Raw genomic sequence first — 23613 nt, 5'->3', positions numbered from 1 at the left:
GGAGCCTCGCGCCCCGGAATAGCGGAGCGACCATGCGCACGATCGACTTCAGTTCCTGGCAGACCACGTTGCTGACGCTGTTCGGGCTCGCGCTGGTGACCGCGATCGGCGTCGGCATCCGCCTCGTCACGATGATGACGATCCAGCAGCGCCGCGAGCGGATCAACCGGCAGATCAACGAACGGCTGCGTACGCTGATCGCGGCCTACAAGACCTTGGGCGGCTCGTTCACGGGCACGCTGACGGTCGACCCCGCGCATCGCCGCGACCTGCGTCACCGGGGCGAGGCGGTCCCTGCCGATGCCGCGGATGTCGCGATCGACACGGGATCGGACCGCGGCCGGCGGATCCGCGACGCGGTCGAGGCGGCGCTGTCGGACATCATCCTGCTCGGCACCGACGAGCAGGTCCGGCTGGCTGTACAGGCCGCGGGCGAACTCGCGGCGGGCCGCCCGGTCCCGACGCACGCGCTGGTCGTGTCATTGCGCGATTTCGTGCGCGCCGCACTCGATCTGGCGCCCGTCCCGACCGACCTCGTCCTGCCCGCGCAGGGCCCGACGCGGCCGGCCGCGGGCGGCGGACGCGGCAAGGGCGAGCGCGACGGCGCCTCTGCCGCCCGGGGATCGGGCGGGGGCGGTGGTGGACAGGGCGGCGGCGGCGGTGGTGGCGACACGGTTGCAGCGGGGGAGGACGCTCCGGCTCCCGGTACCCGCGCGTAACGCCGTTACGGCGCGACCTTTGCCCCATAAGCGCGCGTGAACAGATCGAGCGCGCGCGCCGCCTGCTGGCGCGCTTCCTCGGGACCGGGCATGCCGACCACTCCCCAGAGCCGCAGATTCTGTTGCGTCTGGGCGAGCAGCAGCAGGTGCATCGCCGCCTGCACCGGATCATCGGCGCGCAGGTCGCCGGCGTCCATCCGCCCGCGCAGATAGAGTGAAAGCTGCTCGATCACGATCTGCGGGCCGCGGGCATAGAAGATGCGACCGATCTCGGGAAACCGCCCGCCTTCGCCGACGATCAGCCGGTGGAGCCGGATGCTGTCGGGATGCAGCAGCTTGGCCTGGAAGCGTTCGAGGAAATCGAGCAGCGTCGTCGCACAGTCGCGCCCCGGGCGCAGCGCATCCTCGAGGCTCTGGCGGAAGTTCGACGTGACATCGTCGAGCACCGCGCTGAACAGATCCTCCTTGGAGGGGAAATAGGCCCAGAGCGTCCCCTTCGACCCGCCAAGCTGCGTGGCGATCGTCGACATCGAGGTGGCGGCATAGCCATGGTCGAGAAACGCCTCGCGCGCGGTCGCCACGATCGTCTCGCGACGGGCTTCGCGGTTCAGATCGCGGCGGGTTTTCGGCTCGGACATAGTCGTACTATACGGTACGATTATTTATTGACAAGTCCACGACCCGGGACCATCTGCCGAGCGTACGCAGGAGTACGATGATTCAATGCGACTGATTCGATTCGCCGGCTGCACTGCAATCGCAGCCGGGCTTGCCGGCTGCGCGGTGCCTGATCTGGGGCCGCCGCCCGTCCTGGCATCCGCGGACACCTATGCATCGCGCAACAGCCTCGCGTCGAACGGCCCGGCGTCGAATGCGGCGTGGCCGGCGACGCAGTGGTGGCGGGGTTACGGCGATGCGCAGCTCGATACGCTGATCACCGAGGCGCTGGCGGGATCGCCCGACATCGCGATCGCGGCGGCCCGCGTGCGGACCGCGCGCGGCGCGGTGCAGCAGGCGGGTGCCGCCAACCAGCCGCGGCTCGACGCCGAGGGCACGGTCGGGCTCAACAAGCAGAGCTACAATAACGGCATCCCCGCGGAATTCATTCCGAAGGGCTGGAACGACACGGGCCGGCTGGCACTCGACGCAGGTCTCGATCTCGACCTGTTCGGGCGCAACCGTGCGGCACTGGTCGCGGCGACGTCGGAGGCGGAGGCCGCGCGGCTCGACGGCGAGCAGGCGGCGCTGACGCTCGCGACCGATATCGCCGCGCGCTATGCCGATCTTGCGCGGCTCTATGCCGAACAGGACGTGCTGCAGCGGGCGAATGCGGTGCGCAGCGCGAGCGAGCGGCTGGTGAACGAGCGCGTCGCGATCGGGCTCGATACGCAGGCCGAGCTCAAACAGGCGCGCTCTGCGGTGCCGGCGTCGCGGGTCGACCTGGCCAGCAACGCCGAACAGATCGCGCTCGCCAAGAACGCGATCGCCGCGCTGCTCGGCGCCGGGCCCGATCGCGCATTGTCGATCACCCGGCCGGCGGTGCCCGTGCTCACCACCGAACTCCCCGCCGACGCGGCGATCGGCCTGATCGGCCGGCGTCCCGACGTCGCCGCTGCGCGCGCGCGCGCCGAAGCGGCGGCGAGCCGGATCAAGGTCGCCCGCGCCGATTTCTACCCCAATCTCAGCCTGTCGGGGCTGATCGGGCTGCAATCGCTCGGCCTCGACAACCTGTTCAAGGGCGGATCGAGCATCGGCAATGTCGGCCCGGCGATCAGCCTGCCGATCTTTCGCGGCGGCGCGCTGCAGGGCCAGTACCGGCAGGCGCGCGGCCAGTATGACGAAGCGGTCGGCAGCTATGACCGCATCGTGATCAACGCGCTGCGCGAGGTCGCGGATGTCGTGACCAGCCGGCGCCAGGTCGCCGCACAGATGCGCGATGCGCGCGCGTCGCTGGTCGATGCCGAAGGCGCGTATCAGGTCGCGCAGCTGCGCTATCGCGGCGGCCTGTCGACCTTCCTCAACGTGCTGAGCGCCGAGGAAGCCGTGCTGACCGCGCGGCGTTCGGTCGCGGCGATCGATTCGCGCCGGTTCGCGCTCGACGTGCAGTTGGTGCGCGCGCTCGGCGGCGGCTTCCAACCCCTTATCCAGACCAGCGGGACACGATGATGGACACCCCATCCCACGACAGCGACCAGACTCCTGCCGAGGAGCCCAAGGCCGATCCCAAGGACAGCCCCAAGGTCGACACCGCCAACCCGGGCAAGCGCAAGCGGCTGCTGCTGATCTTCGCGGCCGTGCTGGTCGTGATCGCCGTCCTGTATTTCGTCTACGATGCGCTGGTCCTTTCGAAGCGCGTGACGACCGACAATGCCTATGTCGCGGCGGAAACCGCGCAGGTCATGCCGCTGGTCAGCGGGCAGGTGATCGCGGTCACGGTGAGCAACACGCAGACCGTCAAGCGCGGGCAGGTGCTCATGCGGCTCGACGACGCCGACCTGCAGATCGCGGTCGCGCAGGCCGAAGCCGATCTGGCAGGCGCCGAGCGCCGCTATGGCCAGACCGCGGCTACGGGCGATGCGCTCCAGGCGCAGGCCAATGCGCGCGGTGCCGATATCGGTGCCGCCCGCGCGCAGTTGCTGCTCGCCCAGGGCAATCTCGACCGCGCGCAGATCGATTATCAGCGTCGCCAGGCGCTGGTCGCGGCGGGCGCGGTATCGGGTGACGAGGTGACCGCGGCGACGAATGCGCTGCGCACCGCGCGTGCCAATGTCGCGATCGCGCAGGCGGGGATCGCGCAGGCGACCGCGACACGCGCCTCCGCACTCGAGGATCGCGCCGCCAACACCGCGCTGACCCGCGGCACCACGCGCGACAACGCCCCCGAGGTCCTCGCCGCGCGCGCCAAGCTGCGCCAGGCCCGGCTCGACCTGTCGCGCGCGGTCGTCCGTGCGCCGATCGACGGCGTGATCTCGCAGCGCAACGTCCAGATCGGCCAGCGGCTCGCGCCCGGCACCGCGGCGATGGTGATCGTTCCCGTCGACCAGCTCTATGTCGACGCGAACTACAAGGAGGGCCAGCTGCAGCATGTCCGCGTCGGCCAGCATGCGACGCTGATCTCCGACCTGCATGGCGACGACGTCGTCTATCACGGCCGCGTCGTCGGGCTCGCCGGCGGGACCGGCGCGTCGTCTGCGCTGATCCCCGCGCAGAACGCGACCGGCAACTGGATCAAGGTGGTCCAGCGTCTGCCGGTGCGGATCGCGCTCGACCCCAAGGAGCTGCGCGATCATCCGTTGCGCGTCGGGCTGTCGATGGACGCCGAGATCGACATCTCGGGCGATCGCTAGGAACGGATCGATGGCCGCCGACACGTCCGCGCCGGTCCTGACCGGCCCGCGCCTCATCCTTGCGGGCTTCGTGCTGGCGCTGACCAACTTCATGGTAGTGCTCGACACGACCATCGCCAATGTGTCGGTGCCGCATATCTCGGGCGGGCTCGGCGTGTCGCCGACCCAGGGGACCTGGGTGGTCACCTCCTATTCGGTCGCCGAGGCGATCTGCGTGCCGCTGACCGGCTGGCTGGTCCGGCGGTTCGGGACGATCCGCGTCTTCATGGCGGCGATGATCGGCTTTGCGGTCTTCTCCGCTTTGTGCGGTCTCGCCTCGTCGCTCGGCGCGATGGTCGCGTTCCGGATCGGGCAGGGCTTTTGCGGCGGCCCGCTGATGCCGCTGACGCAGACGCTGCTGCTGACGATCTTCCCCCCGCAGAAGCGCGCGGCGGCGATGGGCGCCTGGGCGATGACGACGGTCACCGCGCCGATCCTCGGGCCGATCCTGGGCGGGACGATCAGCGACAACTGGTCCTGGCCGTGGATCTTCTACATCAACCTGCCGATCGCGATCTTCTGCATCGTCGGCGTCTTCACGCTGCTGCGCAAATCGGAGACCAAGACCGAGATCGTGCCGATCGACCGCTTCGGCCTGTTCCTGATGGTCGTGTGGATCGCGGCGCTGCAGATCATGCTCGATCTGGGGCGCGAGCATGACTGGCTGGGGTCGAGCTTCATCGTCGGTTGCGCGATCATCGCGGCGATCGGCTTCGTCACCTTCCTGATCTGGGAGCTGACCGCGGGCAATCCGATCGTCGACCTGCGCGTGTTCCGGCACCGGGGTTTCACCGTCGCGGTGACCGCGCTCGCCTTCAGCTTCGGGACGTTCTTCGCGTCGGTCGTGATCATCCCGCAATGGCTGCAGTCAACGATGGGCTATACCGCGAGCGATGCGGGCTATGTGACCGCGTTCAACGGCGTGCTCGCGGTGATCTTCTCGCCGATCGTCGCCAAGCTGAGCAACAAGGTCGATCCGCGCGCACTGGTGTGTTTCGGGATCTTCTGGCTCGGGCTGACGTCGGTGCTGCGGACCTTCTGGTTCAGCGGTGCGGATTTCTGGATCCTGGCGGCGCCGCAACTCGTCCAAGGGCTGGGCATGCCGTTCTTCTTCATCCCGCTGACGATCATCGCGCTGGGCGCGGTCAATCCGGAGGAGACCGCGTCGGCGGCGGGCGTGATGAGCTTCCTGCGGACGCTGGCGGCGGCGATCGGCACCTCGATCGGCAGTACCATGTGGCAGAACAACGCGCAGACGAACCGCGCCGAGCTGACCAACATCCTCAACAATGGCGATCAGGTGATCGCCAACGCGCAGCAGCACGGACTGAGCGCGGAACAGGGGCGCGGGCTGATCGAGCGGGTGGTCGAGCAGGAAAGCTTCGCGCTGGCGACGAACCACCTGTTCGCCTTTGCCGCGCTGATCTTCTTCGTGTCCGCCGCGATCATCTGGCTGGCGCCGCGGCCCGCCCGGCCGGTGGACCCCGCCGCCGCGCACTGATCCGGTGGCGAGAAGACGGGGGGCACCGCGGCGCCCCCCGCCCGGTCTCAGTACTTCACGCGCAGACGCGTATAGTAGAAGCCGCCGTTGAAGCCGAACGGCCCGCCGTTGCGCGGATAGACCTGGCCGTCCGACGTGCCGCCGGTGAGCGGATAGATCTGCACCGTCGAGGTAGGCTTGAGCCGGTCGGGATGCTCGTCGGTGAAGTTCTGCGCGCCGACCGCGACCGTGAAATGCTCGGCGAAGGTGTAGCTGAGCTCGAGATCGGTGACGAACTTGCCGCTGAACACCTGGTTTGGCACGCCGTTGGTCTGGCCGTAATCCTGCGCGCTGGTGAACGAGCTGTAGTAATTCTCGCGCACGTTCAGGCTTAGATTGTCGAGCGTCCAGCCGGCGTTGAAGACGACGCGGTGCTTTGGCGCGAGATTCTCCGCGTCGATCAGCTGCGCGGTGCCGACCACCCGGGCATCGAACTCGGTAACCTTGGTGTCGTTGTAGTTATACGCCAGCGAGAAGTTCAGCTCCGCCTCGCTGAACCGCGTGCGGTAGGTGCCGACGACGTCGATGCCCTGGGTGCGCGTCTTGAAGCCATTGGTGAAATATTGGACCTGGCCGCCGACACCGACCGGCAGCAGCGCCGGCTGCGCGGCAAGGTCCGCCGCGGTGACGATGAAGGGCGAGGTCAGGCCGATCCGGTTGCGCAGGTTGATCCGGTAGCCATCGACCGTGACCGTCATTCCGCGGACCGGTTCGAGGATGAAGCCGAGACCGTAGTTGGTCGACTTTTCCGGGGTCAGGTTGCTCGCACCATAATATTGCGCGACCGCGGTGTTGGTCGGATAGGTGCCCGCCTGGAACGCGACGCCGTTGTTGAACGAGGTCGTGACGATCGAGACGTTCGACTGGCCCGGCGACGGTGCGTGGAAGCCGGTACCGAAGCTGCCGCGGACCGAGAAGGCGTCGGCGAACTTGTACAACGCGTTCACCTTGCCGACCCAGGCATCGCCGAACGTGTTGTAATGTTCGTACCGGCCCGCCGCGCCGACCGTCAGCGCGTCGGTCAGGTCGGTTTCGAGCCCGACATAGGCGGCATAGGCCTTCTGGCTGAACTTGCCTGCGGTGGCGGGGCTGGTGCCGGCATAGCCGCTCGCGCCGACGCCCTGCGCCGCGGTCGTGCCGGAGGCGACGTACACGCCCGGCGCGGTCTGGGTGAAGAGCTGTTGCGCGATCGCATAGGGTCCCGCGGCATAGGATTGCGTGTCGCCCGCGGTCTGTTCGTAGGTTTCCTTGCGGAACTCCCCGCCGGCCGAGATGGTCAGCGGCGCGGCGAGACCGAGGTCGGCGGCATAGGTGAAGTCGGCGTTGAAGTTGGTTTCCTTCTGGATCAGGTCGCCAAAGTCGAAGCTGGTCTGCGTCGCCGGGCCGTAGGAGAAATTGGCCGAGTCATACATCGACAGCGACAGCTTGTTGCGCGCCAGCGTGCCGGACAGGTCATAGCTGAAGGCGCCGGACGTGCCCTTGTAGCCGAGCACCCCGTACACTTCCTGCGTCTTGCCGACGAAGCGTGGCGTGAAGCCGGCGGGGTAGAGCGTGCCGAAGCGGAAGGTGTTGCCGTCGCGAACGAAGCCGCCGCTCGGGCAGGTCGCGTTGCCGGTCGGGCAGGGGGTGAGGAAGAAGGTGTTGTTGAACGCGCCGTTCGCGCCCTGATTGCGGACCACGCCGTTCGTGTCGACCGCGGTGCTCGACACCGAGGCGCGGTAGTTGAAGCTCTGATTGCCCTTGCTCTGCGCATAATTGGCAAAGACGTAGATCTTGCTGCTGTCGGTGACGTTGATCGCCGAGTTGTAGACCGACTTGAAGCCGTGCGAGGGCGAATTGCCCCAGATCTGCACGGGCAGCGGATAATTGGGGAGCTGGTTCGCGAGCGCCGGGAAGTTTTGCGCGAAATTGGCGGCCGAGGGGCGGGTGCGGCCGCGGCTGGTCTGGCCCTCGTCGACATATTCGCCGGTGACGTTGATGAAGCCCCAGTCGCCCTTCACGCCCGCATTGCCCGCGATCTGATAGCTTTCGCCGTCGCCCGCATAATATTGGCCGGCCCGACCGACCAGTTCGATCCCCTGATCCTCGCGCAGGCCATAGTTGAGCACGCCGGCGATCGCGTCGGAGCCATATTGCGCGGTCGCGCCTTCGCGCAGCACCTGCAGATTGCCGATCGCGAGCGACGGGATCGCCGAGATGTCGGGGCCCTGCGCGCCGCGGCCGAGCCCGGTGTCGCTGCCGCCATAGACCTGGACGAGTGCCGAGCGATTATAGCGTTTGCCGTTGATCATCACGAGCACCTGATCGCCCGAGAGGCCGCGCAGCGACGGCGAGCGGACGAAGGTCGAGGCGTCCGAGATCGAATTCTGGCCGGCGTAGAAGGACGGCACGATATTCTTGAGCGCGTCGATCATGTTGGCGGCGGGCTGCGACGTCAGTTCGGCCGAACTGATCACGTCGACCGGCGACGGCGACGTGGCGAGCGTGCGATCGGTTCGGCGCGTGCCCAGCACGACGATGTCGTTCGACGGTTCGGGGGTCGCGCTGGCGGCGTCGGGTACGCTTTCCTGCACGGCGCTGGCCGGTGCGGGTGTGGGCGCGGCGCCATCCTGGCCGCTGCCGGGCGTCGCTGCGAAGGCGGCGGACCCGGCAAGAAGTGCGACCGCCAGTGCGACGGTCGAGGTCGTGTATCTGATCATCCTAAGCCCCCTTTGAAAAGTGGCTCTCAGGATCCTCCCCCATCATCGCCGTTCCAGACCGCCGATTCCCCTTGGCGCGCCTGCGGAAATTGCCCTGTCACACGCAAGGACGGCCGCCTGTCCGGCTTCGTCCTTGACCTGTCCTGGCAACAAACGGCCATAGCGGTCCCGTCTTTGCAACCGAAAATACGCACGACTTTCATATGGACGTCATAATGTTGCAGAATTGACGCAATCGATTGTCCCGGTTCCAGCCAGCAAGGGGCGGCGGACGTGGTAGGCGGGGCACCGCCACCGGGGCCAAAGCCGGGTCGCGGCGGATCGGCGGCGTGCGACCGGCGGAACCCGAAACGCGGCGGGTGCGGCAGCTTTCGGGTTCCGCGCAGCGCTCAGCGCGCTAAGCAGCGGACAAGGGGAACTTATCGTGTCAATTTCAGTGTCTCATCGCCTCGCCGGGATCCTTGCCGCGGTCACCAGCCTGGGCGCGTGCGTCCCCGCGGGTCGCCAGCCGATGCGTCCCGCACCGCCGCCGCTGACGGTCACGACCGTGGCGCCGGCGCCCCGGCCATCGGCGCCGACGCGGCCGTCGACCAGGCCCCAGCCCGCGGCGGACCTGCTCAACGCGGTCCAGGCGCTCGGCGCGAGCTTCAAGGGACAGGTCGGCATCACCGTGCGCGACATCGACGAGGGCTGGGTGGTGGCCTGGGACGGTGACACGCGGCGTCCGCAGCAAAGCGTCAGCAAGCTGTGGGTGGCGATCGCGGTGATGGACGCCGTCGACCGCGGGCAGATGGCGCTGTCCGACCGCGTCACGCTGACGCGTGCCGACCTGACGCTGTTCCACCAGCCGATCCGCGCGCTGATCGGCGCGGACGGCTATACGACGACGATCGAAGAGCTGTTGCGCGGTGCGATGACGCGCAGCGACAATACCTGCAACGACGTGCTGCTCTGGCGCGTCGGTGGGCCCGCGGCGATCAACCGGATGCTCGACGCCAAGGGTGTCGAGGGCGTGACCTTCGGCCCGGGTGAACGGGTGCTGCAGGCGAAGACCGCGGGGCTCGAATGGCGGCCCGAATGGGCGGGGGGCTGGGGCTTTCTCCAGGCGCGCGCGGCGATGACCTACGAGGCGCGGGCGAAGGCGCTGAACCGCTATCTCGCGGCGCCATACGACGGTGCGTCCGCCAATGGCGTGACGCTTGGCCTGTCGCTGCTCGCGCAGGGCAAGCTGTTGAGCGCGCGCTCGACCGCGTCGCTGCTGACGCTGATGCGGTCGAGCAAGACCGGGCCGCTGCGGCTCAAATCGGGGCTGCGACCGGGCTGGTCGCTCGCGCACAAGACCGGCACCGGTCAGGACCTGGGCAGCCTGTCGACCGGCTATAACGATATCGGGCTGCTCGTCGCGCCGAACGGCCATCGCTATGCGGTCGCGGTGATGATCGCCAGCACGCGCGAGCCGATTCCGGTGCGGATGCGGCTGATGGGCGACGTGACCCGGGCCGTGGTCGCCTCAGTGGGCAATTGATCGTGCCGGCCGGGCAAGGGGTCCTATCAAGCCGTTTCGGTTATAACTTTCTTTAATAAATTCATGCGATTGGGAGTTACGTCCTGAGAGCAAAGATCGTGGTTCCCCTTTTCAATCTTCATTTCGAGCATTCGGGGTCGCTGGTCGCCGTCGCAGTCGGAATCTGCCTGACCGCGAGCTGGTCGGTGGCGATGCTCGCGATCGATCTCGACCGGACCGCGACACGGCCGGGCGAACCGCTCGGCTGGCGGCATGCCGCGCTCGCGCTCGCCGCGGGGCTCGGCGTCTGGGCGACGCATTTCATCGCGATCCTCGCCTATCGTCCCGACCTCCTGCTCCGCTACGACGTGCCGATCACGATCCTGTCCGCGTTGGTCGGCATCGCGCTGGTCGGCGTGCCGCTGGTCGCGGTCACCCGCCTGCGCCGCCGCGTCGCGCGGATCGCCGCGGCGACAATCGCGGGCGCGGGCATCTGGTGCATGCATGCGGTCGGGCTGACGGGCATGACCGATTGCGTCCACGTGTTTTCCTGGCCGACGAACATCACCGGGCTGGTGCTCGGGACGGTGCTGATGGCGACGTGGCAGCTCCACCGCGGCTGGGCGCGGTCGCGCACCGCCGCCTGCATGCTGTTCGCGCTCGCGATCTGCACGACGCATTTCGTCGCGCTGTCGGGCGATATCGTGATCGGCAGCATCGGCGACGTCCGCGGCAGCCTGTTGTCGCCGGGCCTCGTCGCCGCCTGCATGGCGTTCGGCGTGTCGGTCACCTGCCTCGCCAGCCTGCTGACCTTCGAGCGGTTCAGGACGACGCGCGAGGAAGAGGGGCACACGCTGAGAGCGGTGCTCGAAAGCATGTCGGACGGGCTGGTGTTCATCGACGGCAATGCCCGGCTGCAGCATTTCAACCACCGGTTCCTCGAAATGTACGCGATCCCGGACGGGGCGATCGCGCCGGGCATGACGATCACCGCCTGTATCGACATCGTCGCGCGGCATCGCGGCTGGCGGCCCGAGCGGCGCGCCGAGATCCGCGCGGCGATGCAGCAATGGATCCGGACCGACGCGACGTTCGACCGCGAATGGGCGATGGACGATGGCTGCGTCTATCGGATGCAGTGTCGTCCGATGCAGTCCAAGGGCGTGGTGCTGACCTTCAACGACGTCAGCGCGGAGCGGCAGGCGCTGCGCAACCTGACGCACCTGGCCTACCATGATCCGCTGACCGGACTGGGGAACCGCCGGTCGCTGCGTGAGCAGAAGGAGGCGCGGATCCGGATCGGCACGCCCTTCTCGCTGCTGATGATCGACCTCGACGATTTCAAGCGGATCAACGATGCCTTTGGTCATGCGGTCGGCGACCAGCTGCTGGTCCATGTCGCGGCCGAGCTGACGCGGCTGCTCCCCGCGGACAGCTTCATCGCGCGGATGGGCGGCGACGAGCTCGCGATCCTCGCCAGCGAGACGGGTGAGGCGGCGGCGGCGCTCGCCGATTCGATCGTCGCGCAATTGAGCGGCGCGGTCGTCATCAACGGTTGCCGGCTGCTGCCGAGCTGCAGCATCGGCATTTCCCACTTTTCGGGCGCCTGTTCCGCCGACGACCTGATGAAGCGCGCGGACATGGCGCTGTACGAGGCCAAGCGTCTCGGACGGCGGCGCGCGCAGGCCTATCTGCCCGGGCTCGCCGAACGGCTCGCCGAACGTCAGGGGATCGTCGACGACCTGCACGAAGCGGTCCAGACGGGCGGCTTCGCGCTCGCCTTCCAGCCGGTCGTCGATCTGCTCACCGGGGGCACGACGGGCTATGAGGCGCTGATCCGCTGGAACCACCCGGTGCGCGGCTGGATCCCGCCGGGCGTCTTCATCCCGATCGCCGAGCAATGCGGACTGGTCGAGGATATCGGCCGCTGGGTGATGATGGAGGCGTGCCGCCACCTCGCGGGCTGGTCGCCGCATCTCAACGTCGCGATCAACATTTCCGCCGCGCAGCTGAAGTCGGAAGGGCTGCTGCACAGCCTGACCCAGGCGATCCTGATCCACGGCGTCGCCCCCGAGCGGGTCGAGATCGAGATCACCGAGACCGCGCTGATCGACGATGCGGGCCGGACAGCAGTAATGCTCGACCGCATCCGCAAGCTCGGCATCAAGGTGTCGCTTGACGATTTCGGCACCGGGCAATCGTCGCTCGCGCATCTGCGCGACTTCCGCTTCGACCGGATCAAGATTGACCGCAGCTTCGTCGCCGAGGCGGCGAATGATCCGCGCTGCATGGCGGTGCTGCGCGCGACCGTCGCGATCGGCAAGGAACTGGGCGTGCTGACGCATGCCGAGGGGGTCGAGACGCGCGAACAGCTCGACGTGCTCCACGATATCGGCTGCGACGTGGCGCAGGGCTATCTGCTCGGGCGGCCGGTCGTCCCGTTCACCGATGCGACGGCGGACTTTGCCGAGCTGCCGGGGGACACGATCATCGGCGCACCCGGCGACACCGACCCGCAATCCTCGGGGGTGACGGTTACCCGGCTCGCCGCCTGAGCGTCAGACCAGCGGCGGTCCGAACACCGACCAGCCGGTCCGGTGCGCGATCATCTCGAGCGCGCGGATGCCGAGGATGCTGTTGCCGTGCTGATCGAGATTGGGCGACCAGACCGCGATCGCCGCACGGTCGGGCACGATTGCGAGAATGCCGCCGCCGACGCCGCTCTTGGCGGGCAGGCCGACCCGCACCGCAAAATCCCCCGACCCGTCATAATGGCCACAGGTGATCATCAGGCCGAGCACGGTGCGGTGGCGCTTGGCGACCGCATCGGCCTCCGGGTCATCGGGCGTCCGCCGCGTCGCCGCGAGATACGCGCCCGCTTTCGCAAGACCACGGCAATCGAGCGCGATCGCGCAGTTGCGGACATAGGCGGCCATCACCGCATCGGGATCGGCATGGAGATTGCCGTGATGCCGCATGAAGCTCATCATCGCGCGGTTCAGGTCGCCGCCCTCCTGCTCGGATGCCATCACCTCCTCGTCGAACGTGATGCCATCGGACCCCGTCTCGCGGCCGATCAGCCGGGCGACCGCAGGGTCGTCGCCGTCCTCGGGCCGGTGTTCGACCAGGATATCGACGACCGCCAGCGCGCCTGCGTTGATGAACGGGTTGCGCGGCACGCCCTTGGTCCGCTCGAGATCGACGATCGAGTTGAACGGGTCGCCCGACGGCTCTTTCCCGACGCGCGCAAAGACGTCGTCGCCGATCGCCGCGAGCGCGAGGTCGAGCGCGAACAGCTTCGAGATGCTCTGGATCGGGAATGCCGTCGTCGCCGCACCCGCGGTCAGCAGCGTGCCCGTCGTCAGCGCAACCGCGATGCCGATCGGCCCGGGCGCGGCCTCCTCCTTGCGGTCCGCCGACGCCTCGATCCGCGCGGCGTCGTCGGTGATCTCGGCGGCGATCTCGGTGATGATCTGCGCGATCGTGCTGGGCATGCGGCTCTCCTGGTGAACAGGTTGAACTCGCAGGCGGCGCGCATGATCCGTGGGCAGGGGCGCGGCGCCCTAGTCCAGCCGCGTCGACGTCCGCGCCGCCTGTCCCGCGGTCAGCAGGTCGCCGATCGCGCCCGCGGGGCCTGCCGCGGACAGAGCGGTCATCGCGGAATCGAGCCGCGCCGGGTCGAAGCCTCCGACCGGCGCGGTCAGCATCGCGAACACGGGCGCGGTGGGCAGCGCGGCGAAGGCGCGGGCATAGCGCCGGTTGAGCCGCGCCAGCGCGGCTTCCTGTCCGAGCATCGCATGGGCGATCGCCTGGCGCAGGACGATCGCCTGGCCCTCCGCAGACAGGCCGCCGCGCGCTCCGGGGGCGGGCAGCAGCGCGGTGCCGCTGGCGGCTAAGCCCGACCAGTCGCGCGCGTGCCAGTCGAATTCGGCGCGGATCGGCGTCGCGTCGCGGATGTCGGCGAGCGTCGCCACCGCTTCGGCGTGGCGGCCGAGCAGTTCGAGCGCGACCGCCTGGAGGCGGCGGCGCTCGTCCTGGATCGCGTCGGGATAGGGAATCATCGCGGTGTCGCGCAGCACGCGGACCGCGACTTCGGGGGTGCCGGCAAGGATCCGCAGCGTCGCGACGCGGATCGACAAGGGGCCCTGTTCGACGTCGCGCTGCGTGGTGGACAGCCGGCGTTCGAGCAGTTCGGCGGCGCGGCGATAGAGCCCGGCCTGTTGCAGTCGGTCGGCGAGCATCCACACCACGCGGTCGCCGTCCGCGCCCGTCGGCATCAGGTCGCGGTAATCCCAGAGCAGACCGGCGGCGGTGCCGAGCGGCATGGTCGATTGCGGCGCCACCAGCGCGACGAGATGCGCCTGGACGGTCGCCGACAGCGGCGCGGCGTCGGCGCCGATATTGCCATAGCGCAGCAGCGCGGCGGCCGCCGCCAGCAATGCGGGTTCGTCGCCGCGGCGGGTGGCGAGGCTCATCGCCAGCATCAGCCCGCGGCGCTCGATCATGCCCCCCCGCCAGCGGAACAGCAGCGCCGCCAGACGCTGCGCCGCGGCCGGCGGGGCGAGCGTGCGCGCGGCCAGATCGGTCTCGATCGTGCCGAGCGTGGCTGCGGCGCGCTGTTCGGGATCGCCGGTGCGTGCGGCCAGATCGAACCAGCGACGGCTCGTCGCGGCGGCGCCGAGCGCACGGTCCGCCTCGCCGTGCAACAGCGCGGCCGCCGCGTCGGTCGCCGGGATGCGATCGAGCCAGTCGCGCGCCGGGCCGGGCCTCCCTGCGTCGATCGCCGCGCGCGCGGCGGCGAGGATGAAGGGGCGGCGCGCCTTGGCGCCACGCGCGTTCAGCGCGGGCATCGCACAGCCGAGCACGCGTAGCGCCGGCGCCGCACGACCCGCCTCCGCCAGGATCCGCATCCGCCACAGACAGGTCTCGGGATCGGTCGCGAGCGCAGGGTCGTCGAGCGCCGCGATCGCCGGATCGGTCCGCCCGAGCCGCCCGAGCGCGACGCCGCGCGCGCGCCGCCACGCGGCGACCTTTGCAAGCCCGGTATCGTCGGCCGCCATCACGTCGAGCACGCCGAGCGCCTCGCCGGCGCGGTCGCGCGCGATCAGGGCGACCGCGTAGCGCCAGCGTGTCGCCTGCCGCGTCGCGGGCGTGGCGGTCGCGAGCGCCGCCCAGGCCGCCTGCTCGCTCATCGCGGTCCAGGCGGCGCGCGCCGGCGGCAGCGGCTGCGCGGCGAGCTCGGCGGCAAAGGGTACAGGCGCCGGGCGGGCGGGGGCGGGTGGCGACGGTTGCGCGGGCGTCGTGCTCGGGTGCGGCGCGCTCGGATGCGACGGTTCGGCAGCGCGCGCGGCATGCGGTCCGGCCAGCCCCGCGCCGATCGCCAGCGCGATGGCGAGGCGGATCATGCGAAGGCCAAGGTCACCGCGACCGCGGCAGCGGCGGCGGCGCCAAGGAACAGCAGCGCGAACACGATCGTCGCGACCCTGTTGCCTGCAGCGGCATGATGACCATCGCCCGGTCCGGCCGCAGGCATCGGCGCGATCGCCGTTGCATCGCCGCGCCGACGGGCGTCCGTCTCGGCACCGTTCGCGACGATCCTGACGCGCGCGGGTTTCTGATCGTGGCTCACTTGCGCTCCATCCCTCCGCTATCCTCCTATTATAGAGGCAAAGACCTGCGGATCGTCGGCATCGGCCGGCATTCGGGGCGACGTCCCGACGAAGCAACAAACCGGAGCCCGAGCGATGCGCACCCGCCCTTCACCCAAGCAGATCGCGCTGCTGATCGCGGCGCTGCTGGCCGCGCCGGTCATGGCGCCGGGCGCGGCGGCGTCCGAAGGGGGCGGGGCGGAAGGAGGCGGGGCGGAAGGTGAACCCGTAAGGCCGTCGCCGCTGTTCGTGATGCTCGATCCGCTCGACGTACCGATCGTCGAGGGCGATCGCGCGGACGGACGGCTGAAGGTCAAGCTGGTGCTTCAGGCCGCGGATGTCGCGGGGGCGGGGGCGATCGAGACGCGTCGGCCCGAACTGCGCGAGGCGGCGCTGGTCGCGTCGATCGAATTCGCGCGGTTGCATGCCTCCGCGTCGACGCCGGTCGATGCACGGCGACTGGCGCAGGACGTCTCCACGGCACTGCGCCGGGTCGATCCGACGATCGCGGCCGTGTTGCTGGTCGAGGTGGCGGCGCGCCGCGCCTGATCGCGCTCAAGTCCGCGCGCTGCGCCGAACCCCGGCCCGGCGTGTCTCAGGCGTTGGCGTTCAGCCCGTGCCGCGTCGCGCGGGGGCGGGTCGGCAACGGGGTGACGTCGGCCACGCGCTCGGGCCGGCCGGCGCGACGGCAGGCGAAGTCTTCGATTCGCGCGCCGGTGATCCGCGGCGACAGCAGCAGCAGCGCGATGCAGTCGGCGATGTCGGGATCATGCTCGCTGCCGATCGTCTCGACGACGTCGTCGAGCGTCATGCCCGGCGCGGTCAGCGCACAGGCCGCCGCGGCGGACCACAGCGCATGCGGGTCGGTGACCGAGAGCGACAGGGAAACGCGGTAGTCCATGACCTCATCCTCTCCGGCCGTTCGCGGCTGGCCCGCCCGCCGGTTCGCTCGACCCTAGTCGAACCGGGCCGCACGGCTATTAAGGGATTACCCGTATCGAGGCGCGCCGCCGCCTTAAAACAGGCATGAAAAAACCGGGATGGCCGATCGGCCACCCCGGTTTCCACGACCCCCCGCCGATGTGCTTGGGGGACTTGGCGGGATCGTGTCTCGTACCGGCTTACCGGAACAGCGAGGTGATCGTCTGCGGTGCCTGGTTGGCGATCGACAGCGCCTGCACGCCAAGCTGCTGCTTGACCTGCAGTGCCTGCAGCTTCGCCGATTCCTTGGCCAGATCCGCGTCGACCAGCTTGCCGACGCCGCTTTCGATCGCGTCCGACAGCTTGCTGGTGAACGTCATCTGTGCGTCGATCTTGCGCGACCCCGAGCCGAGATCGCTCAGCTTGGTGTTGAGCGAACTGCCCAGCGTGTCCAGGGTATCGACCATCGCCTTGGCCTTGGCAGCCGTGTCGATTTCCGAATCCTGGCCGAGCACACCGGTACCCACGCCCGCGGACGCGGTTTCCGTCGCCGGCAGGTCGATTTCCTGGTTGGCGATGGAGAGCGTATCGGGATCGTAGGTGTCGGTGCCGGTTGCCTTATTGGTCAGCGACTGCAACGCACTCACGGTGCCGCCGCCGGTCTTGAGCAGGTTCGTACCGTTGAACTCGGACGAATCGACGATCGTGCTGATCTGGTCGCGAAGGGCGGTGAAGTCCTTGTTGTACGCAGCGCGGCTCTCGTCGCTGATGCCATCGTCCGACGCCTGCTTGGCGAGCGTCTTCATCTGGTTGACGACGTCCGAGATCTGCTCTGCGCCTGCGACCGCAACGTCGGCCACGCTCTTCGCCCGGCTGAGCGAGGAGTTGACCGCCTTGAGGCCACCCAGATCGCCGCGAAGGCCCTGGGCGATCGTGAAGGCTGCCGAATCGTCCTTGGTCGATGCGACGTTCAGGCCGCTGTTGATGCGGCTCTGGACGACGGACAGACCCTTGCTGGTCTCGTTGAGGGCCTGAAGGGCCGCCATCGCGCCAACATTGGTGTTAACGGACATTCCCATGATATTCTTCCTTCTGGAATAGTCGGTCGCTTCTGCGTCCTTGAGCCGTACGGCGGCTCGCCGACGGAGCGGTCAGATCCGACCCGCTCCTTATTCTGGGAAGAAATCCGGGTAGTTGGTCGCGCCGCGCGGATTATTTGCAGCGCGGGCGCGCGCCTCAGAACGGAAAGAGCGCGTCGTAGATCTGCTGGCCCCAGCGCGCCTGCTGCGCCTGCGTCAGCTGGCCGCGGCCGCCATAGCTGATCCGCGCCTCGGCGATCTGCGTGTGGCGGATGCTGTTGTCGCGGCTGATGTCCTGCGGGCGGACCATGCCGGTCACGATCAGCTCGCGCAGCTCGTAATTGACGCGGATCTCCTGGCGGCCGCGGATCATCAGATTGCCGTTGGGCAGCACGTCGGTGACGATCGCCGACATCGTCATGCTGATCGTCTCGGACCGGCTGATATTGCCCGATCCGTTGAACTGCGACTTCGAATTGCCGGCGATCAGCGGGTCGGGCGTCGCGACGCCGAGCCCGAGCGCGGCGGTCAGTCCGGCATTCTCGGAGCCGCCGCGTGTGCGCGCGGTCGTGTTGCCGACCTCGGCGCGATCCGCCACGTTGATCCGCACGGTCAGGATGTCGCCCTTGCGCGCGGCGCGCTGGTCGCCGAGAAACGCACCCGCGCCCGCGCGGAACAGCGATGCGTCGGGGGGCGCCAGCGCCAGTGGCGGCGCGGCCGGGCGACGGCTTGGCTGGCCAAGCGAATCCTCGGTCAGCGGGGTGTCGACCGCGGTCATCTCGCTGAGTTTCGGCGCCTTGCCGATCGTCTTGAGCTGGCCGACCGTGCCGCAGCCCGACAGGGCGGTCGCGCCGGCAAGAATCAAGAACATCGTCGCGGGTCTGGTCATTGCATGTCTCCTCATTGCGCGGCGACGCGTACGTTGCCCGCGCCCGTGACGACGCCATCGACGCTGTGGTTGGTGGACAGCGCGACGACGCGGACGACATCGCCCATGCCGCCCGCCGCCAGCGCCCGCGCGGCGGTGGTGATCGCAAACCCGCGCCCCTGGAGCGACAGCGTCACCGCCTCGCCGCGACGCACCAGCCGGGGCGCGACGAGATCGCCGGCGCGGACCATCGTGCCGGCGGGCAGCGCGCGCACCGCCTCGCGTCCGCTCGCCGCATCCGCCGCCAGCACGCCGCGCGCGGCGACTGCGGCCCGCGGCTGCAGTTCGAAATCGGCCGCGCTCAGGATGTCGCCGCGCGCGATCGCGCGGGTGAGCACCGCGACGGGCGTCTCGGCGGGATCCGCCGCGTGTGCCGGGAGCGCGATCCCCGATGCGAGGAGGAGCGCCAGGGCGATTGCCAGGCGGCTCACCGGAGCTGGCTCGAGGTCGCGAGCATCTCGTCCGCGGTCTTCACCACGCGGCTGTTCATCTCATAGGCGCGCTGCGCGGTGATCAGCGCGGTGATCTCGGACACCGGGTTGACGTTCGACGCCTCGACAAAGCCCTGCAGCGTGTCGCCAAAGCCCGGCTGGCCCGGCGCGGCGACGGTTGGCTGCCCCGACGAAGCGGTTTCGAGGAAGAGGTTGCCGCCCTGCGCCTCCAGCCCCGCCTCGTTGACGAAGGTCGCGAGCTGGATCTGGCCGACGGTCTGCAGCGCGGGATCATTGGCGAGCTTGACCTGGACCTCGCCGGTCTTCGAGATCGCGACGTCGACCGCCTCGGGCGGGATGACGATCGCGGGTTCGACGCGGAAGCCGTCCGCGGTGACCAGCTCGCCCTGTTCGGACAGCTGGAACGATCCGTCGCGCGTGAAGCCGATCTGCCCCGAGGGCAAAGTCACTTGGAAATAGCCGCGCCCCTGGATCGCGATGTCATAGCGGTTGCCGGTCTGGTTGGGCGCACCCTGTTCGGTGATGCGGTAGACGCCGCCGGTCTTCACGCCCGCGCCGATCTGGATCCCGGTCGGCACCTTGGCCTGGCCGTCGCCGCCTGCCGCCGAACCGGGCCGCGTCTCCTGCTGATAGAGCAGGTCCTGGAACGCCGCGCGCTGGCGCTTGAAGCCGGTGGTGTTCATGTTGGCGAACGTCAACACGCCGGGCTATGCGCGCGAGACGGTCGCATTGCAGACGGGGGTCACTGCGGGCCGCGTCAACGGCGTGGTGGTCGGCGAACCCGGCCGCGTCGCGGACAAGTTCCTCGAAGCGACCGTCTATGGCCGCAGCGGCGATGCGGGCCGTGCCGAGGTCGAGGCGGGCTATCTCGACCGGTTGCAGTCGCTGCTCGGCGCGACCGGGGCCGAATCTGCGCTGCCCGCCCGGCTCGACGCGATCGCCGCGACCGCAACCGCGATGGCCGGCGCCAATGGCGGGTCCGCGGTCACCGCGCCCTTTGTCGGCATGGTCGAGGACGCGATCGGATCGATGCGCCAGCTCGGTCGCGACGTCGACGTGCTGCGCGGCGATATCGAGGGCGAGGTTGGTGACACGGTCGAGCGGGTCAACGCGCTGCTGCGCACGGTCGACACGCTCAACGATTCGATCTCGCGGCTGCAGGGGCTGGGGCGCAGCGCGTCGGGCCCCGCGGACCGCCGCACCACCGCGCTTGAGGAGCTCAGCGCGCTGATCGGCATCACCGCGCGCGAACAGCCGAGCGGGCGGGTGACGATCGATACCGCCTCGGGCGTCCCGCTGCTCGACCAGCGGCTGCGCCAGCTCTCCTATCCCGCCAGCGGCGTCGGCAGCGCGCAGCCGGTCTATCCGACGATCGACGTGCGGTTCGCCGAGGCGGACGGCACGCTCGGCGCGGCGACCGGGACGACGCTCGATACGCCCGCCATGGGCGGGCGGCTCGGCGGGCTGCTCGACCTGCGCGACCGGCAGTTGCCGGCGTTCTCGGCGCGGGTCGAGACGCTGTTCGCGGGGCTCGCCCGGACGATCAACGCCGCGTCCAACACCGGCTCGGCGGTTCCCCCGCCGGCGACACTCACCGGTCGCGCGACCGCGCTGACTGGTGGCGACCGGCTGGGGTTCACCGGCGCGGCGCTGATCGCGGTGACGCGCTCGGACGGCACGATGGTCGCCGGCACCACGCTCGACTTCGACGCGCTCGGCGCGGCAGCAACGGTCGACGATGCGATCGCGGCGATCAATACCGGCCTGGGCGGTGCGGCGACCGCGTCGTTCGCCAACGGCACGCTCACCATCGCCGCGACCGGGGCAGGCACCGGCGTCGCGGTCGCGCAGGACACGGCGCGGCCGAGCGCGCGGGCCGGGATCGGCCTGTCGCACTATTTCGGGCTGAACGACATCGTCCGCAGCGACACGAGCATGCTCGTGCCCTCGGGGTTCACCACCGCCGATCCGCATCGCTTCGCCGCCGGCGAGGCGGTCGATTTCGCCTTGCGCGATTCGTCGGGCCGGCTGGTCGCGCGCTACGCGCTGACGGGTGCGACGGGGCCGACCTATGGCGACCTGATCGACGAACTCAACGCCAGTCCGCTCGGCGGTTATGGCCAGTTCGCGCTCGACGATGCCGGGCGCCTGCGGTTCTCGGCCACCCGCGCCGAATCGGGGGCAATGCTCTCGGTCCTGTCCGACACGACCGACCGCGGCGGCACCGGGCGCGGCTTTGCGGCGATCACCGGGCTGGGCGCGGCGGGGGCGGGGCTCGACAGCGCCGGGGTCCGCCGCGACGTGCTCGCCGATCCGACCCGCCTCCCGCTCGCACGCCTCCAGCCCGTAGCGGTGGGGACGAAGGCGCTGGGGCCGAGCGACCGGCGCGGCGCGACCGCGCTGGTCGATGCGCTGGCGAGCGCGGTCGATCTCGGCGATGCGGGGACGATGACGATCGCGCGCTTCTCCGCGGTCGTGCTGGGCGATGCGGGATCCGCCGCGTCGCGCGCCACCGATCGTGCGGACCAGATGGGCGCACGCCGCGACGACGCGATCAACCGCCGCGACAGCGTCTCGGGCGTCAATATCGACGAGGAGCTCGGCCAGATGGTCGTGCTCCAGAACAGCTACGCCGCCGCCGCGCGCGTCATGACCACCGCGAGCGAGATGTACGACACGCTTCTCGGCATGATCAGATAGGACCAGCATCGATGACCCGCATCGCCACCATCCCGCTCCAGCGGACGCTGACCGACGCGGTCCAGAAGGCGCAGCAGCGGCTCGCGCAGACGCAGCTGCAGCTCAATTCGGGCAAGAAGGCGAAGGACCTCGCCGATCTCGGCAGCGCCGCGGTCCGCACGCTGTCCGCGCGCAGCGCGCTGTCGATGCAGGCGGCGCAGAGCGCGGCGACGACCCGGCTCGGCACGACCTTGTCGCTCTACGAGGCCAATATCACCGCGATCGACACGATCGCCGGCGATCTCCGGACACAGCTGATGACCGCGGTCGGCACCGGCGCGACGCCCGCGCTCGGCAGCGCGATCGAAAGCGCCTTCAGCCAGTTCCGCTCGGCGCTCAACGCGACCGATGGCAGCGAGCCGTTGTTCGCCGGTGCGCAGGGCGACGCGATCCCGTTCAAGCCCGCGACGCTCGCCGAGACCGCGGGCACGACGACGCAGGCCGCATTCGGCAATGACGACGTCCGCGCCTCGGCGTCGATCGGCGGCGGCGCGACGCTGACCTATGGCGTCACCGCGAGCGAGCTCGGCGACGGCGTGCTCGCCGCGTTCCGGACGCTGGCCTAGGCCGGGCCGATCGGCGCCAGCCCCAGCGCGGGCCAGGCCGCGGCGCTCAAGACCGCGATCGCGCAGCTCGACGCCGCCTTGCCGCAGGTCCGCGGGCTCAACGCCGCCAACGGCCTCCGCCAGGCGCAGATCGAGACGCTCGGCGCGCGCGCGGCCGATCGCGCCGCGCTGCTCGAGAAGATCGTCTCGGACAATGAGGATGCGGATTACGGCCAGATCTCGATGGACCTGATGCAGCGCAAGACGATGCTCGAGGCGAGCTATTCGGTGTTCGGCAAGGTCGCCGGCCTCAGCCTCGTCGCCTATCTGCGCTGACGTCCACGGTTGGGGCACCCGGCGCCGCAGCGGTTGCGCCTGCCGCCCGCGCGAATTACGGCGAGCTTTTCCCGTTCGGTCCGGAGACCTCCCCTTGAGCACGCCTACCTATGACGTCGTCGCGATCGGCAATGCCATCGTCGACATTCTGAGCACCGCCGACGACGCCTTCATCGCCGAGATCGGTGTCGCCAAGGGCTCGATGCAGCTGATGTTCTCGTCGGAAGAAGCCGATGCGCTCTATGCCAAGATGGGGCCGGGCATGGAAATCTCGGGCGGGTCGGCCGCCAACACCGTCGCCGGCGTCGCCGCGCTCGGCGGCAAGTGCGGTTTCATCGGCCAGGTCGCCGACGACCAGCTCGGCCAGGTCTTCGCGCATGACGTCCGCAGCATCGGCATCGAGTTCGCAACCCCGGTCCGCGCCGGCGACCCGACCACCGGCCGCTGCCTGATCTTCGTGACGCCCGATGGCCAGCGGACGATGAACACCTTCCTGGGCGCAGGGCAGTTCCTCCCCGCCGCGGCGATCGACACCGCGATGATCGCCGACAGCGCGATCCTGTATCTCGAGGGCTATCTCTGGGATCCCGAAGAGCCACGCGCCGCGATGCGCGCCGCGATCGATTGCGCACGCGGTGCAGGGCGCAAGGTCGCCTTCACGCTCAGCGACGTGTTCTGCATCTCGCGCCACGGCGGCGATTTCCGCCAGCTGCTCAGCGACGGGCTGATCGACATCCTGTTCGCCAATGAGAGCGAACTGGCGGCCCTCGCCGAGACCGAGGATTGCGACGCGGCGGTCGCGAAGATCTCGGGGCAGGTCCCGACCCTGGTCGTCACGCGCGGCGAACACGGCGCCTGCGCGATCCAGAACGGCACGCGCGCCGAAGTGAAGGCCGAGCCGATCGCCAAGGTCGTCGACACGACCGGCGCGGGCGACCTGTTCGCGGCGGGCTTCCTCCACGGCCAGGCGCAGGGCCACGACCTCCACGCCTCGCTCAAGCTCGGTGCGGTCTGCGCAGCCGAGATCATCAGCCATGTCGGCGCCCGCCCGATGGTCGACATGAAGGCGCTCGCCGCCAAGCATATCGGCTGACGAACCGAACCGTCATTCCCGCGC

Annotated in this window: 21 protein-coding genes; 11 read left to right on the top strand and 10 right to left on the bottom strand. The window is 69.5% G+C overall.

What is annotated here, in order from left to right; all coding sequences use genetic code 11:
- Positions 1 to 32: 32 nt before the first annotated feature.
- On the top strand, positions 33 to 719 hold the full coding sequence (locus IFT71_RS17950) for a hypothetical protein (RefSeq protein WP_192142627.1): 687 nt from the start codon (positions 33 to 35) through the stop codon (positions 717 to 719).
- Between the two features lie 5 nt (positions 720 to 724).
- Here the strand turns inward: IFT71_RS17950 and IFT71_RS17945 are convergent, their stop codons facing one another.
- Positions 725 to 1357 (bottom strand): TetR/AcrR family transcriptional regulator, encoded by a 633-nt coding sequence (locus tag IFT71_RS17945; protein ID WP_192142626.1) that lies wholly within the window; start codon positions 1355 to 1357, stop codon positions 725 to 727.
- A gap of 85 nt (positions 1358 to 1442) precedes the next feature.
- On the opposite strand from IFT71_RS17945, the gene IFT71_RS17940 reads away from it, so the two are divergent.
- Genes IFT71_RS17940 through IFT71_RS17930 form a run of 3 tightly spaced genes read left to right on the top strand, consistent with a single transcriptional unit; the run spans position 1443 to position 5606 of the window.
- Positions 1443 to 2885 carry an efflux transporter outer membrane subunit gene (locus tag IFT71_RS17940; protein WP_192142625.1) on the top strand — a complete coding sequence of 481 codons (1443 nt, stop codon included), beginning with the start codon at positions 1443 to 1445 and terminating at the stop codon, positions 2883 to 2885.
- Positions 2882 to 4066, top strand: coding sequence for an HlyD family efflux transporter periplasmic adaptor subunit (locus IFT71_RS17935; protein ID WP_081874039.1), 1185 nt, complete (start codon positions 2882 to 2884; stop codon positions 4064 to 4066). The genes IFT71_RS17940 and IFT71_RS17935 overlap by 4 nt, the downstream gene beginning before the upstream one ends.
- 10 nt (positions 4067 to 4076) lie before the next feature.
- Positions 4077 to 5606, top strand: coding sequence for a DHA2 family efflux MFS transporter permease subunit (locus IFT71_RS17930; protein ID WP_031396601.1), 1530 nt, complete (start codon positions 4077 to 4079; stop codon positions 5604 to 5606).
- 47 nt (positions 5607 to 5653) lie between these two features.
- On the opposite strand, the gene IFT71_RS17925 is transcribed toward IFT71_RS17930, so the two are convergent.
- The gene (locus IFT71_RS17925) at positions 5654 to 8344 is read right to left on the bottom strand and encodes a TonB-dependent receptor plug domain-containing protein (RefSeq protein WP_192142624.1); all 2691 of its coding nucleotides are present in this window, start codon (positions 8342 to 8344) and stop codon (positions 5654 to 5656) included.
- A 424-nt stretch (positions 8345 to 8768) separates the two neighbouring features.
- Here IFT71_RS17925 and IFT71_RS17920 point away from each other — a divergent pair, with 424 nt between their 5' ends.
- Positions 8769 to 9869 (top strand): serine hydrolase, encoded by a 1101-nt coding sequence (locus tag IFT71_RS17920; RefSeq protein WP_342212693.1) that lies wholly within the window; start codon positions 8769 to 8771, stop codon positions 9867 to 9869.
- Between the two features lie 98 nt (positions 9870 to 9967).
- Positions 9968 to 12403 (top strand): EAL domain-containing protein, encoded by a 2436-nt coding sequence (locus IFT71_RS17915; protein ID WP_192142623.1) that lies wholly within the window; start codon positions 9968 to 9970, stop codon positions 12401 to 12403.
- A gap of 3 nt (positions 12404 to 12406) precedes the next feature.
- On the opposite strand, the gene glsA is transcribed toward IFT71_RS17915, so the two are convergent.
- The 3 genes from glsA to IFT71_RS17900 form a co-directional block, all read right to left on the bottom strand.
- On the bottom strand, positions 12407 to 13342 hold the full coding sequence (gene glsA / locus IFT71_RS17910; protein WP_192142622.1) for a glutaminase A: 936 nt from the start codon (positions 13340 to 13342) through the stop codon (positions 12407 to 12409).
- A gap of 69 nt (positions 13343 to 13411) precedes the next feature.
- Positions 13412 to 15253, bottom strand: a complete 1842-nt coding sequence (locus tag IFT71_RS17905) for a hypothetical protein (protein ID WP_192142621.1) — start codon at positions 15251 to 15253, stop codon at positions 13412 to 13414.
- Positions 15250 to 15477 (bottom strand): hypothetical protein, encoded by a 228-nt coding sequence (locus tag IFT71_RS17900; RefSeq protein WP_056678896.1) that lies wholly within the window; start codon positions 15475 to 15477, stop codon positions 15250 to 15252. Before IFT71_RS17900 ends, IFT71_RS17905 begins: the two co-directional genes overlap by 4 nt.
- 115 nt (positions 15478 to 15592) lie before the next feature.
- Here IFT71_RS17900 and IFT71_RS17895 point away from each other — a divergent pair, with 115 nt between their 5' ends.
- On the top strand, positions 15593 to 16045 hold the full coding sequence (locus IFT71_RS17895) for a hypothetical protein (protein WP_166747140.1): 453 nt from the start codon (positions 15593 to 15595) through the stop codon (positions 16043 to 16045).
- A 46-nt stretch (positions 16046 to 16091) separates the two neighbouring features.
- Here IFT71_RS17895 and IFT71_RS17890 read toward each other — a convergent pair whose 3' ends face one another.
- From IFT71_RS17890 to flgG, 5 genes are all read right to left on the bottom strand, one after another.
- Positions 16092 to 16397: a hypothetical protein gene (locus IFT71_RS17890; RefSeq protein ID WP_107045108.1), complete on the bottom strand. Its 306-nt coding sequence runs from the start codon at positions 16395 to 16397 to the stop codon at positions 16092 to 16094.
- Between the two features lie 220 nt (positions 16398 to 16617).
- Positions 16618 to 17496 carry a flagellin gene (locus IFT71_RS17885; RefSeq protein WP_031395278.1) on the bottom strand — a complete coding sequence of 293 codons (879 nt, stop codon included), beginning with the start codon at positions 17494 to 17496 and terminating at the stop codon, positions 16618 to 16620.
- 157 nt (positions 17497 to 17653) lie between these two features.
- Positions 17654 to 18385: a flagellar basal body L-ring protein FlgH gene (gene flgH / locus IFT71_RS17880; RefSeq protein WP_192142618.1), complete on the bottom strand. Its 732-nt coding sequence runs from the start codon at positions 18383 to 18385 to the stop codon at positions 17654 to 17656.
- 11 nt (positions 18386 to 18396) lie between these two features.
- Positions 18397 to 18855: a flagellar basal body P-ring formation chaperone FlgA gene (gene flgA, locus IFT71_RS17875; RefSeq protein ID WP_192142616.1), complete on the bottom strand. Its 459-nt coding sequence runs from the start codon at positions 18853 to 18855 to the stop codon at positions 18397 to 18399.
- Entirely contained in the window at positions 18852 to 19559 is a 708-nt protein-coding gene (gene flgG / locus IFT71_RS17870) for a flagellar basal-body rod protein FlgG (protein ID WP_166747205.1), read from the bottom strand. Before flgG ends, flgA begins: the two co-directional genes overlap by 4 nt.
- Between flgG and IFT71_RS17865 the strand changes: the two genes are divergently transcribed.
- The 4 genes from IFT71_RS17865 to IFT71_RS17855 all read left to right on the top strand — a co-directional run bounded on the left by IFT71_RS17865 (position 19558) and on the right by IFT71_RS17855 (position 23589).
- A complete protein-coding gene (locus IFT71_RS17865; protein WP_192142660.1) occupies positions 19558 to 21576 on the top strand; it encodes a FlgK family flagellar hook-associated protein in 2019 nt (672 codons plus the stop codon). The two genes, flgG and IFT71_RS17865, sit on opposite strands and share 2 nt — an antisense overlap.
- 11 nt (positions 21577 to 21587) lie before the next feature.
- Positions 21588 to 22181 carry a flagellin gene (locus IFT71_RS17860; RefSeq protein ID WP_342212692.1) on the top strand — a complete coding sequence of 198 codons (594 nt, stop codon included), beginning with the start codon at positions 21588 to 21590 and terminating at the stop codon, positions 22179 to 22181.
- Between the two features lie 78 nt (positions 22182 to 22259).
- Positions 22260 to 22496 carry a hypothetical protein gene (locus IFT71_RS21905; protein ID WP_084215211.1) on the top strand — a complete coding sequence of 79 codons (237 nt, stop codon included), beginning with the start codon at positions 22260 to 22262 and terminating at the stop codon, positions 22494 to 22496.
- Between the two features lie 94 nt (positions 22497 to 22590).
- On the top strand, positions 22591 to 23589 hold the full coding sequence (locus IFT71_RS17855) for an adenosine kinase (RefSeq protein WP_192142614.1): 999 nt from the start codon (positions 22591 to 22593) through the stop codon (positions 23587 to 23589).
- The last annotated feature ends 24 nt before the right edge of the window (positions 23590 to 23613 follow it).

Origin of the sequence: Sphingomonas sp. CFBP 13733, assembly GCF_014841795.1 — a bacterium.
In the GTDB taxonomy this organism is placed as follows: Bacteria; Pseudomonadota; Alphaproteobacteria; order Sphingomonadales; family Sphingomonadaceae; genus Sphingomonas; species Sphingomonas aerolata.
This window is presented reverse-complemented; position numbering and strand designations above follow the sequence as displayed.